The organism is Streptomyces kryoterrae (assembly GCF_054072135.1).
Genome location: NZ_CM133358.1, coordinates 4,971,860 through 4,983,697 on the forward strand (window position 1 = coordinate 4,971,860; position 11,838 = coordinate 4,983,697).

Annotated in this window: 12 protein-coding genes and 1 pseudogene; 6 read left to right on the plus strand and 7 right to left on the minus strand. The window is 69.6% G+C overall.

Annotated features, from left to right (window positions below; translation table 11 throughout):
* The first annotated feature begins 3 nt into the window (after window positions 1-3).
* Entirely contained in the window at window positions 4-855 is an 852-nt protein-coding gene (locus tag ACW4TU_RS21585; protein WP_457429828.1) for a YceI family protein, read from the plus strand.
* Window positions 856-895: 40 nt separating this feature from the next.
* On the opposite strand, the gene ACW4TU_RS21590 is transcribed toward ACW4TU_RS21585, so the two are convergent.
* Window positions 896-1,309, minus strand: coding sequence for a hypothetical protein (locus tag ACW4TU_RS21590; protein ID WP_457429830.1), 414 nt, complete (start codon window positions 1,307-1,309; stop codon window positions 896-898).
* A gap of 129 nt (window positions 1,310-1,438) precedes the next feature.
* Entirely contained in the window at window positions 1,439-1,882 is a 444-nt protein-coding gene (locus tag ACW4TU_RS21595) for an ATP-binding protein (protein WP_457429832.1), read from the minus strand.
* Between the two features lie 233 nt (window positions 1,883-2,115).
* Here ACW4TU_RS21595 and ACW4TU_RS21600 point away from each other — a divergent pair, with 233 nt between their 5' ends.
* The 3 genes and pseudogenes from ACW4TU_RS21600 to ACW4TU_RS21610 all read left to right on the plus strand — a co-directional run.
* The gene (locus ACW4TU_RS21600; RefSeq protein ID WP_457429834.1) at window positions 2,116-2,967 is read left to right on the plus strand and encodes a helix-turn-helix domain-containing protein; all 852 of its coding nucleotides are present in this window, start codon (window positions 2,116-2,118) and stop codon (window positions 2,965-2,967) included.
* Window positions 2,968-2,977: 10 nt separating this feature from the next.
* A complete protein-coding gene (locus ACW4TU_RS21605; RefSeq protein ID WP_457429836.1) occupies window positions 2,978-3,166 on the plus strand; it encodes a DUF397 domain-containing protein in 189 nt (62 codons plus the stop codon).
* A gap of 41 nt (window positions 3,167-3,207) precedes the next feature.
* Window positions 3,208-3,324: pseudogene (locus tag ACW4TU_RS21610) on the plus strand (IS5/IS1182 family transposase); the annotation flags it as partial.
* A gap of 70 nt (window positions 3,325-3,394) precedes the next feature.
* Here ACW4TU_RS21610 and ACW4TU_RS21615 read toward each other — a convergent pair.
* Window positions 3,395-3,763, minus strand: a complete 369-nt coding sequence (locus tag ACW4TU_RS21615) for a MerR family transcriptional regulator (protein ID WP_382083178.1) — start codon at window positions 3,761-3,763, stop codon at window positions 3,395-3,397.
* A 126-nt stretch (window positions 3,764-3,889) separates the two neighbouring features.
* Here ACW4TU_RS21615 and ACW4TU_RS21620 point away from each other — a divergent pair, with 126 nt between their 5' ends.
* Both ACW4TU_RS21620 and ACW4TU_RS21625 read left to right on the plus strand, forming a co-directional pair.
* Complete coding sequence (locus tag ACW4TU_RS21620; RefSeq protein ID WP_457429838.1) at window positions 3,890-4,600, plus strand: SDR family oxidoreductase; 711 nt, start codon at window positions 3,890-3,892, stop codon at window positions 4,598-4,600.
* A 396-nt stretch (window positions 4,601-4,996) separates the two neighbouring features.
* Complete coding sequence (locus ACW4TU_RS21625; protein WP_457429840.1) at window positions 4,997-5,467, plus strand: PPOX class F420-dependent oxidoreductase; 471 nt, start codon at window positions 4,997-4,999, stop codon at window positions 5,465-5,467.
* Between the two features lie 57 nt (window positions 5,468-5,524).
* Here the strand turns inward: ACW4TU_RS21625 and ACW4TU_RS21630 are convergent, their stop codons facing one another.
* The 4 genes from ACW4TU_RS21630 to ACW4TU_RS21645 form a co-directional block, all read right to left on the minus strand.
* Entirely contained in the window at window positions 5,525-6,307 is a 783-nt protein-coding gene (locus ACW4TU_RS21630; RefSeq protein WP_457429842.1) for a TetR/AcrR family transcriptional regulator, read from the minus strand.
* Between the two features lie 146 nt (window positions 6,308-6,453).
* Window positions 6,454-7,986: an MFS transporter gene (locus ACW4TU_RS21635; RefSeq protein ID WP_457429844.1), complete on the minus strand. Its 1,533-nt coding sequence runs from the start codon at window positions 7,984-7,986 to the stop codon at window positions 6,454-6,456.
* 112 nt (window positions 7,987-8,098) lie between these two features.
* Window positions 8,099-10,324, minus strand: a complete 2,226-nt coding sequence (locus ACW4TU_RS21640) for an ArnT family glycosyltransferase (RefSeq protein WP_457429846.1) — start codon at window positions 10,322-10,324, stop codon at window positions 8,099-8,101.
* Window positions 10,321-11,826 carry a bifunctional glycosyltransferase family 2/GtrA family protein gene (locus ACW4TU_RS21645; protein WP_457429847.1) on the minus strand — a complete coding sequence of 502 codons (1,506 nt, stop codon included), beginning with the start codon at window positions 11,824-11,826 and terminating at the stop codon, window positions 10,321-10,323. The genes ACW4TU_RS21640 and ACW4TU_RS21645 overlap by 4 nt, the downstream gene beginning before the upstream one ends.
* Window positions 11,827-11,838 lie beyond the last annotated feature (12 nt).

An 11,838-nucleotide genomic window follows, 5' to 3' on the forward strand; every position in this document is an offset into this window, starting at 1 on the left:
GACATGACAGGCGTCACAGGCATCACAGGGCTGAGCGCGCGGGTTCGTACGCGGGACGGGTGGGCGGTGTCGCACGCCGTCGTCACCGTGACCGACGCGACCGGGCAGCAGGTGCTGCGTGCGGGGGCCGACGCGGACGGGGTCGTGCGCGACGCGACCCCGCTCGCGCCCGGCGCGTACACCGTGATCGTGACGGCCGTCGGATACGCCCCCACCGCGTCCACAGCCATCGTCACCGCTGGGGGACGGCGTACCGAGGTCGGTACCGTCACCCTCGCCCGGCTGGGCGGCGGTGCCGAACTGCCGCCGCCGGGGCCGTGGACCGTCGACCCGGCCCACTCGTCCGTCGGGGCGGTCGCCCAGCACCTGGGCATCTCCAGCGTGCACGGGCGGTTCACCGAGTTCACGGCGACGATCGGGATCGCGCCGGACGAGGTCGCCAAGTCCCGGGTGGAGGCGGTGATTTCGGCCGCCTCGATCGATACCGGGAACGCGATGCGGGACGAGCATCTGCGGTCCGCCGACTTTCTGGACGCCGAGCGGCATCCGGACATCGCGTTCCACTCGACGGGTCTCACTCCGGCCGCCGGTCCCGACCGCTGGACCGTCCACGGCGAGCTGAGCATGCGCGGTGTCGTACGGCCTGTCGACCTCGACCTCGCCTACCTCGGCACCGGCGCCGACCCCTGGGGCGGCACGCGGGCCGCGTTCCGGGCGACGACGGAGCTGCGGCGCGAGGACTTCGCCATGAACTACAACCAGGTGGTGCGGGCGGGGATCGCGGCGATCGGTACGACGTTGAGGGTGGAGATCGAGGTTCAGGCGGTGCAGGGGCCTGCGCTGCCGACAGCGTGACTGATTGACGTGACTGTTTGGCGTGACTGATTGAGACGGGCTACAGGAGTCGGAGCAGGCGGGGCGGGACGAAGAGGTGCCGGGCTCGGTGTTCCTCGGCGTTCATCACGGCCGCGGGCATCCAGTCGGGCCGTCCCTCCGCCTTCACCAGGGACTCCTGGCGTTCGGCGCAGGTGGCGCAGCCCGGATCCCAGGGGGACAGCAACTCGGCGTGCGCGTCGGCGAGATGACGGCCTAGCCTGATCTGCGTTCCCAGGACACTGTCGGTGAAGTCCCAGTCGACGGAGGCGTCTTCGGCCGTCAACCCGGCCACTTCGGCCTGTACGTGGCGCATCTCCTCGTAGAGCCGGACGCAGTCGGCGCAGTCCCACATCCAGTCGGGGAGAAGGGGCCACTGTTCCGCATTGCCGTCGTTCCCGCCGTCGTTCCCACCGGCGCTCGACCCATTGCCCATACCGCTCCCCGCCCCCAGTTGGCCGTTGTCCGTCCGCTCGGATCCTTCTCCAGAACCGGCCGGTCTCACTCACAGCCTCTCAACTCACGCGGGTTGGTGAAGTCGAGTACGCCGAAGAGGCGGTGGTTGTCACCTGCCCACCTCGAACCACAGCAGCTTCCCGGCGCCACGGTCCAACAGGCCGTCCCCCAGGGGCCAGCCGCCCCAGCAGTCGGCGTACTCCTGCACGAGGCGCAGCCCCCGCCCGCCCTCACCGTCGGCCGGTGCGAGCGGGACACGGTCGCGGGGCGGCAGTCCGAAGGGGGAAGGGATACGCGGGTGACTGTCCCAGACGCCGACGCGCAGACGTCCGTCGGCGAGGGCGGTGAGGCGGAGGGAGGCGGGGCCGTTGGTGTGCCGGTAGGTGTTCGTGACCATCTCGGAGGTCAACAGTTCTACGGCGTCGAGGACTTCGGGCCTGCCGTGGCTGTCCAGCACCGACCGTACGGTCATACGTGCGACCCGTGCGGCGCGCGGGTCATGGGGCAGGCGGAGGGCGTACGTCCAGGTGTGGGGCGGGGTTACGGTGCTCATGAACGGCTCCTGCGGTGGAGGGACTTGGCTCACTCGATCTCCCGGCCGGGCGGTGGCAGTGCCGCGCGTGAGCGGGGGGCGCGGTGCGCTTCCGGCTTGTCGGTCGGGGTTGAGCGGCTTGGGCTTCACCGTAGCGGCGTCGGTAGAATGGTTTCTACGGAATCAGCGGATGCATCCTACGATGCACTCGTGTGGGTGACCCTGTACGAAGCAAGACAAGGGAGCGGCAGAACATGCCCCCACGGCAGACACCCACGGCACGCCAGTTGCGCCTGGGCGCGGAACTACGAAAACTGCGCGAGAACGCGGGGCTCACCGCCCGGGAAGCCGGCGAGATGATCGGCGCGAACCAGGCAGGCGTCAGCAACATCGAGACAGGCCGCTTCGGCCTCAGCGAACAGCGCATCCGCACGCTCGCCCACAACTACGACTGCACCGACTCGGCCCTGATCGACGCGCTCGTGGCCATGGCGGCGCGTCGGGAACGCGGCTGGTGGGAGGAGTACCGGGACACGCTGCCGCCGCGTTTTCTGGACGTCGCGGAGATGGAGCACCACGCCGTCGCCCTACGCGTGGCACAGGTCATCAACATCCCCGGCCTGCTCCAGACCCCTGAGCACGCCCGCACCCTGTTCCGTCAGGTGGTCCCGGAGCTGCGGCCGCACGAGATCGAGTACCGCATCTCCCACCGGATCAAGCGCCAGGCCATCCTCCACCACGAGCAACCGCCCGCGTACACGGCGATCATTCACGAGGCCGCTCTACGGATGCGGTTCGGTGGTCGGGAGGTGGCCCGTGCCCAGTTGGACCACCTGGCCAAGATGAGCGAACTGCCGCACGTCACGCTCCGGGTGATCCCGTTCGACGGCACGGCGTTCCCTACGGTCGGCCACGGGCTGGACTACACGTACGGGCCAGTACCCGCCCTCGACACAGCGCAGCTGGACGCGGCCCACGGCAGCGAACTCATCGATTCCGTCGCACAGTTGACCAAGTACCGACTCATCCTCGACCGCATGCAGGAGGTCACCCTGGAGCCCGGGGCCTCTCTCGACCTCGTCCACCGCATCGCCCAAGACACCTGAAAGCCGAGCCATGACCGAACTCAACTGGCAGAAGTCCACGTACAGCGAGGAAGCATCCTCCTGCGTCGAGATAGCCCCCACCCTCACCACCATCCACATACGCGACTCCAAAACACCCTCCGGCCCCCGCCTCACCCTCCGGCCCGCAGCCTGGGCGGACTTCCTCTCCGACGTGGCACAGCGCTCTTCCCGGAGGTGAGTTGAGGTACGCGTGCATCGTGTCGGATCCCGTGTCGGACTGTTGTGGACTTCCGTCTCTGTCTGTCCGCCGCAATCGTCACGCTCCGTATGCTCATCCGCCGCGCGACCCCGCTCTACCGCTGGGACGGACGGCCCACCACCAAGAGACTCAAGTGACGCCTGCTGACGGGCGTCCGTCTGCGTCGGGCGGACAAGCACTGCCGCACGCCTGGGGAAGGCGCGCTGCTCAACGAGGGCAGGGCCGGCCCGCGCTCCTGGCTGTGGAGGCTGTGGTGATGATGGCGTCGAGCCGGTCCCGGGTTTTCACCAGGGTGCTGACCTGCGTATCGATGCGGTCCCGCTCGGCCGACAGCCGGTCGAGCAGCGCGGGGGTCACGTCACCGGTCTCGACGCACGGCAGCAGTTCCAGGATCGCCCTGCTCGGCAGCCCTGCGGAGTACAGCTGCTGAATCAGCTGGACGCGGTCGACCGCGCTGTCCGGGTACTGCCGCTGGCCGCTGGGGCTGCGCACCGAGGCCAGCAGGTCCTGCTCCTCGTAGTAGCGCAGTGCCCGCACACTCACGCCCACCCTTGAGGCCAGCTCACCGATGCGCATCAACGCCCCCTCCGTGACCTGGATCACATTCCTTGCCTCTGACGTCAACGTCAGGTTCTAGCGTAACCCGCGAACAGCCCGGACAGCCCGGACAGGAATCACCTCACCACTGCCAGGAGACTCCCCATGAAGATCACCGGTTCCGTCGCCCTCGTCACCGGCGCCAACCGCGGCATCGGCAGGCACTTCGCCCAACAGCTCCTGCACCGGGGCGCCACCAAGGTCTACGCGACCGCGCGCACCCCCCACCTCGTCGACGTCCCCGGTGTGGAGGTACTGCGGCTCGACATCACCGATCCGGCTTCGGTCGCCGCCGCGGCGGGCGCGGCCTCGGACGTCACCCTCCTGATCAACAATGCCGGCGTCTTCACCCAGCAGAACCTCGTCACCGGGGACCCCGAGAGGATCCGGCTGGAGATGGACACCAACTACTTCGGCACCCTCAACGTGGTCCGGGCGTTCACCCCCGTCCTGGCCGCCAACGGCGGTGGGGCCATCCTCAACGTCCTGTCGGCGATGTCCTGGCTCGCCTACGACGGGGCCAACGCCTACAGCGCGTCGAAGGCGGCGGCGTGGAGCCTCACCAACGGCATCCGCCTCGAACTCGCGGGCCAGGGAACCACGGTGACAGGCCTGCACCTGGCCAGCACCGACACCGACATGATGGCCGGGTGGGACGTGGAGAAGAACGACCCCGCCGATGTCGTGCGCGCCGCCCTCGACGGTATCGAGGCCGGGAAGATGGAGATCCTCGCCGACAACAACAGCGTCCAGCTCAAGGCGGCCCTGTCCGCCGACCCGAGCGTGCTCTATCCGCAGGCGGTTCCCGCCGCCTGACCCTTCGGCAGCCGCCCGCCCGGCCAGGCTTCGGCCGACGTTCGAGGATCCACGGACCAGCCGGGCGCGGCCATCCGTACTCGTCACGCTCCGCACGCGCGTCCTCGCCCCACCGCCGGGGCACCTACCCACCACGCTCTGCGGCGGCCCCCGCATCTCGAACCGCCCCTGGCCGGGAGCAAGCCGGAACTGATCGAACGCCACCGGGAAGTGTCGGCGGAGTTCCCGACCGTCGACTCGAACAGCCCTCGTACCTTTCCTTGGCGGTGGTGACCTGTTCTCCGAACCGCTCGAAGCCCGGACAGGCCGGTCCGGCCGGTCCGGCCGGGTGGAGATGACGGCCGTGCCCGGCGTATCCGGGAGGTCCTGGGGCCCCCTGCGCCCTAGGCTGGCGCCATGGCACCGAACATCGCTACGAACACCGCCGTGTCCCTGGCCGAGCTGCTCGACTTCGTACGGCCCCGGCACCGGGCGATCCTCCTCACCCGGCGCGCGGACGGGTCCCCCCAGGCCTCGCCGCTGACCTGTGGGGTCGACGACTCGGGCCGGATCGTCATGTCGACATACCCGGAGCGCGCCAAGACGCGCAACGCCAAGCGGGACGAGCGCGTCAGCCTGCTCGTGCTGAGCGACGAGTGGAACGGGCCGTGGGTCCAGATCGACGGCACGGCGGAGGTCATCGACTCCCCGGACTCGGTCGAGCCGCTGGTGGAGTACTTCCGGAACATCTCCGGTGAGCACCCGGACTGGGACGAGTACCGCGAGGCGATGGTCAAGCAGGGCAAGTCGATCATCCGGGTGACGCCGGAGAAGTGGGGGCCGGTGGCCACGGGCGGGTTCCCGGCGCGGCTGGCTCCGCCGGAGTAAGGGCTGGCCCCTGGGGGCTCCGCCCCCAGACCCCGGTCGTGCTGAACGCGCTCGTCCTCAATCGCCGGACGGGCCGGATTTGTCCACCATCGTCTCGATCCCCGCCACCAGCAGCTCCAGCGCGAAGTCGAAGTCCCGCTCGCGCATCTCCTCCACCGTGCCGCCGCCCCGCGCCGCCATCATGTCCGCCGACTCCTGGATGAACTCGGCGGCCTCCGGGGCGGCCCCCACCGCGCTCATGGCGTGCTGGAAGTAGGCGTCCTGGGTCATCCCGGCGTCCGTGCAGCGGGCGATGAAGTGGCCCTCGATCGTGCCGAATCCGTACACGAACTGGAAGACGGCGGCGATGGCGCCCGTGAGCCCCCGTGCCGGCAGGCCGGTACGGCGCAGCACGCGCTGGACGGCACGTGAGAAGGCCTGGGAGTGGGGGCCGATGTTGAGGTAGGTCCCGGCGAGCGGCGACACCCAGGGGTGGCGGACCAGCAGGGCGCGGTACTCGCCGGCCAGCATGCGCAGTTGGTCCCGCCAGTCCTCGCCGTCGGACTCCGGGTCAGGGAGGCGCAGCTCGGCGCAGGCGGCGTCGAGGGCGAGTTCGAGCAGGTCGTCCTTGGTGTCGACGTACCAGTAGACGGACATCGCCGTCACGTTCAGCTCGGCAGCCAGGCGCCGCATCGAGAACCTGGCCAACCCCTCCGCGTCCAGCAGCCGTACGGTCACCTCGGTGATCCGGTCCCGGTCCAGCCCGGACGGCTGCCCGCCGCGACCGCCGCCACCTCGGCGCACGGCTTTGCCGTCCAGCCACACGCTGGTCCGCGCCGGCCCCTCGGCTGCCCTCACCATGGCCGTACCTTTCGTCAGCGTTCCAACACGGGCCATGCTAGGCGCCCCTTCCGGGACGCGGGACCGTGTCTGATCTGCGGCTCCGCCGCGTGGGCGCGACCAGCCACACACCACCCGCAGGCGCAACCGAACAGACCCCCGAGCTTCTAGGCGACCGCGCCCACATCCACCTCGGACTCTGCCCGCTCAGCCCGCCGCAACAACACCGCCGCGACCAATCCCCCGAGCAACACCGCCCCAGCCCCCACCAACTGACTGCTCTCCAACCCGGAGGCGAACGCCTCAGTGATCCGCGCCCTCTCCGACGCCGACCCCGCCTCCGCCAACGCCCCCGGCAGGGAACCCGCCGCCACCGGAACCAGCGCCGCGAACCGCGAGTTCAGCACCGCACCGAGCACCGCGACGCCCAGCCCCTGCCCGAACTCCGCCACCGTGCCGTTGATCCCCGCCCCGACGCCTGCCTTCTCCGGCGGAATCGAGCTCATGATCGCGTGTGCCATCGCCGGGCTGGCCACCGCGGCCCCCGTACCGATGAGCAGCAGGCCCAGCAACGTACCCGCGTAACCGCCGGAGGCGACCGTCGCGATGGAGACCAGGCCGCACGCCATCAGCGTCATGCCCAGACCGATGGCGAGCGGGGTCCCGAGCCTGGCCGCCCACTTCGCGGACACACCGGTGAAGTTGAGCGCCACGATGACGAGCGCGAGTGGTGCCGTACGCAGCCCGGCCTCCAACGGGCCGTAGCCGAGCACGAACTGCATGTGCTGGGTGAGCAGGAAGAGCGACCCGCCCATCCCGAAGGTGATCAGCACCGCACCCGAGACCGCCCCCGTGAACCGCCGGTTCCGGAAGAAGTGCATGTCGAGCATGGGGTACGGGATCCGGTTCTCCCAGTACGCGAAGGCACCCAGCACCACGACAGCGACGGTCGCCGGCACCAGCACCCGGCCGGACGTCCAGCCGTGCTCGGGCCCGGAGATGATCGCGAACACGAGCGCGGACATGCCGATCGTGGAGAGCAGGGCGCCCAGCAGGTCCGGGCGGTCACCCTTCGGGTTCTTCGACTCGGGTACGAGGGCCACGACCGCCACCAACCCCAGCGCCGCGACCGGGATGTTGACGAGGAAGATCGCGCCCCACCAGAAGTGGTTCAGCATGAAGCCGCCGAGCAGCGGGCCGGTCGCGAAACCCAGCGAGTTCACCGCGGCCCAGATCCCGATGGCCTTCGGCTGCTCCTCGGGCGTGAAGATCTGCATCGCCACGGCGAGCGTGGTCGTCATCAACAGCGCACCGCCTACGCCCATTCCGGCGCGCGCCGCGATCAACTGGCCGGTGCTGTCGGCCAGTCCGGCGGCCAGTGAGCCCACGCCGAACAGGACGAGGCCCGCGATCAGCATCCTCTTGCGGCCGTAACGGTCGGCCGCGCTGCCGGCGGTGAGCAGCAGGCCCGACTGGACCAGCGAGTACGCGTTGATCATCCACTGGATGTCGGAGGTGCCGGCGCCCAACTCCCGGGTGAGGGAGGGGATCGCGACGTTCAGGACGGTGTTGTCGAGCAGCACGGTGAGCTGCGCGAGACAGATGACACCGAGGATCAGCCAGCGCTGGGGGTGACCCTGGCCCTGGTGGTGGCCCTGGCCCTGGCCCTGAAGGTCGCTCTGGCGGGACGTAGACGACATGCTGTACACCGTAGAACAGTTCCTATACGGCGTACAACAAAATAAGAAAGCGGTGGCCCGGAGCGAGGTCGCTCCGGGCCACCACCAGGGAAAGAACCCTCAGCCGTACCGATCAGCTGCTGCTCGTCGGCTGCGTCAGGTCGTAGAAGGTGGCCGAACCCACCGTCACCTTCTTGAAGTTGCTCTCGACCCACGAGCTGATCTGGGACGACGTGCTCGTCGTGCTGCTGCCGCCGCCCATGCCACCACCGCCGGAGCCGCTGGAGATGAAGTAGTGGATCTTGCCGTCCGCCACGTACTTCTTGAACTCGGCCAGCGTCGGGGACGGGTCGGTGCCGTTGAAGCCGCCGATCGCCATCACCGGGTCGCCGGTGGAGAGCTGGTAACTCGCCGCGTTCTGGGCGCCGATGGCCGCTGCGGCCCACTTGTAGTCGCCGGCGTTCTTCTCCAGCAGGGCCTTGGCCTCGCTGGTGACGCTGGCGCCGTTGAGCAGACCGCCCACGCCACCGCCGCCGCCCATGCCGCCGCCGTCACCGGTCTGACCGCCGGGGCCACCCTGCTGGGTGTTGCCGTTGCCCTGCTGCTGGTTGCCCTGGGTGTTGTTGCCGCCGCCGGGGAAGCCGCCGCCGGTCGGGGGCTGGCCCATGCCGCCACCCTGCTGAGTGCCCTGCCGGCCACCCTGGGCGGTGCCGCCACCGGGACCGCCACCCATACCGCCGCCACCGCCGAACCCACCGCGACCGCCCGCCACGGACGGACCCGCCGTGACGATCGAGCCGGTGTGACCCTCGTTGAGGGTGGTGAGGGAGTACGCGGTCGGACCCGCCAGCGCCGTCACGAAGCTCAACCCGACGACTGCCAGGGCCAGTTGACGCCCGATCCGGTTGACGAAGACAAGCCCCAGCGCGGCCACGAGACCGCCCAGCAGCACGAGCCACTTCAGCCAGGGCAGGTAGTCGGAGGAGCGGTTGAGCAGGACATAACCCCAGACCGCGGTGGCCGTCGTGGCACCCGCGAGCGTCAGTGACGCCCACAGCTTGTCCCGCTCCTGCCAGAGCTGGGCCGCGCCCATGCCGACCAGCGGCGCGATGTAGGGGGCGAGGGCGACGGTGTAGTAGTCGTGGAAGATGCCCTGCATGTAGCTGAAGATCACCATGGTGATCAGCAGCGAGCCGCCCCAGAGGAGGAGCCCGGCGCGGGCGGTGTCCGTGCGCCTGGCCTTGCGGCCGGCCCAGATCGCCGCGGCGAGCAGGATCAGCGCGGCCGGGATCAGCCAGGAGATCTGGCCGCCGCTCTCGGAGCTGAACATCCGGCTCCAGCCGGTCGTGCCCCACATTCCGGTGCCGCCTCCGCCGCCACCGCCTCCGACACTGCCGGTCTCGTCGCCGTTGATACGGCCAAGTCCGTTGTAGCCAAAGGTCAGTTCGAGGAAGGAGTTGTTCTGCGAGCCGCCGATGTAGGGGCGCGAGGACGCCGGCCACAGCTCGACGATCGCGACCCACCAGCCACCCGCGACGATCATCGCGAGCCCGGCGGCCAGTACCTGTCCGATGCGCCTGCGGACGCTGGTCGGCGCGAAGATCACGTACACCAGTGCCAGCACCGGCAGGATCAGGAAGGCCTGGAGCGTCTTGACCAGGAAGGCGAAACCGATCGCCGTACCCGCCCAGAGAATCCACTTCGTCTCGGCCTTCTCCATGGCGCGCTGGGTGCAGTAGACCGCGGCGGCCATGAGGAGCGCGAGGAGCGCGTCCGGGTTGTTGAAGCGGAACATCAGCACGGCGACGGGCGTCACCGCGAAGGCCGCCATCGTGAGGAACCCGGCCGTGGCGCTGAACCGGCGCCGCACGGACGCGTACAGCACACCCGCCGTGGCGACGGCCATCAGGACCTGCGGGAACAGGATCGCGAAGGAGTTGAGACCGAACAGCCGGACCGAAAGCGCCATCGGCCAGAGGGAGGCCGGGGGCTTGTCGACGGTGATGGCATTGGCCGAGTCGAGGGAGCCGAAGAAGAAGGCCTTCCAGGACTGGCTGCCGGCCTGAACCGCCGCCGAGTAGAAGGAGTTGGCGTATCCGGAGGCGGTCAGGTTCCAGGTGTAGAGCGCGCCGATCACCAGCAGCGTGGCGAGGAACGCGGGCCGCACCCACCGGTGGTCCTCGGGCCGTCCGCGCCACAGTCTGTGTACGAAGGGCTGCTTGGGCTCACCGGACGAGGGCGCCGGAACGGCCGAGTCAGGAACCGCCTTCTGCTGTACGGCAGTTGCTTCCGGCGGCGGATACGAGGGGTTCGCACCCCCCGGGCCCGAATGGGTCGTCTGGTCGAAGTGAGTGGTCATCGCGGGTTCCTCGGATCCTGGCTGTCGTGCGGGCGCACCGGCTGGAGCCGCATGGTCGGGTCCCCCCAGGTGCGGTCCGCGACATCACCGGCGCGGAACTGGTCGGTGGGGTAGGGGGAGTTGCCGTACGAAGCATTGACGTTGTTGGCGCTGTTGACGTTGCTGTGCGAGGCGTTGGCGTACGGGCCCGTGGTGTACGCCTGGTAGACGGGCGAGTCCAACAGGTGCGAGGCGACCACCGTCGACGGCGAGGCCGGCCCGTCGGTGTCGTCCGGGAACACCCAGGCCCTGAAGAGCAGGAACCGCAGCACCGTCGCCGCGAGGTTGGCGGCGATGAGCACCGCCAGTTCCGTGGAGTGACCGGGGTCGCTGGTCGCCGCGTTGAGGGCGGCGAGCGAGCCGCTGGTGAGGGCGAGCCCGATGCCGAAGACGACCAGGCCCTGCGCCTGGTGGCGCACCGCCCCGCCCCGGCCGCGCACCCCGAAGGTCAGGCGCCGGTTGGCCGCGGTGTTCGCGACGGCGGAGACCAGCAGCGCGAGGGCGTTGGCGATCTGTGAGCCGGCGAAGCCCCGGAAGGCGCTGTAGAGCACCAGGTAGAAGAGGGTCGACATACCGCCGACCACACAGAATCCGACGAGCTGGCGGGCCAGTCCCTTCGGTACGTCCTTGATGTCGCGGTCGCGCGGATCGTCGCCGAAGGGCCGGGTGAGCCGGTCCAGCGGCAGTGAGCCGGTGGCAAGGGCCTTGCCCACGCGCAACACTCCCTTCAGGTCGTCGGTCGCGGTCTTGACGATGTGGACGGTCGATTCCGGGTCGTCGACCCAGTCGACCGGCACCTCGTGGATGCGCAGGCCCGCGCGCTCGGCGAGCACCAGCATCTCGGTGTCGAAGAACCAGCCGGTGTCCTCGATGAGCGGCAGCAGGATCTGGGCGACATCACGCCGGATGGCCTTGAATCCGCACTGCGCGTCCGTGAAGCGGGCCTGGAGCGAGCCACGCAGGATCAGGTTGTACGTCCGGCTGATGAACTCCCGCTTGGCACCGCGCACGACGCGCGACGAGCGGGCGAGCCGGGAGCCGATCGCGAGGTCCGAGTGACCGGAGATCAGCGGTGCCACCAGCGGCAGCAGGGCGTTCAGGTCGGTCGACAGGTCGACGTCCATGTAGGCGAGGATCGGCGCGTCGGACGCGGACCACACTGTCCGCAGTGCTCGGCCGCGCCCTTTCTGCTCCAGCCGGAAGGACCTGACCTCCGGCAGCTCCGCCGCCAGCCGCGCCGCCACCAGGGGAGTGGTGTCCGTGGACGCGTTGTCCGCAACCGTGATGCGGAACGCGTACGGGAACGTGCGCTTGAGGTGCTCGTGCAGTCTGAGCACGCATGGCTGGAGGTCCTTCTCCTCGTTGTAGACGGGGATCACTACGTCCAGGACAGGCGTACCGGCTGCCGCGGCCGGGAGGTGCTCCCGCGCCGGCAGGGTGCCGGGAGAAGAGTCGGTTCGCATAGGACCGACTTT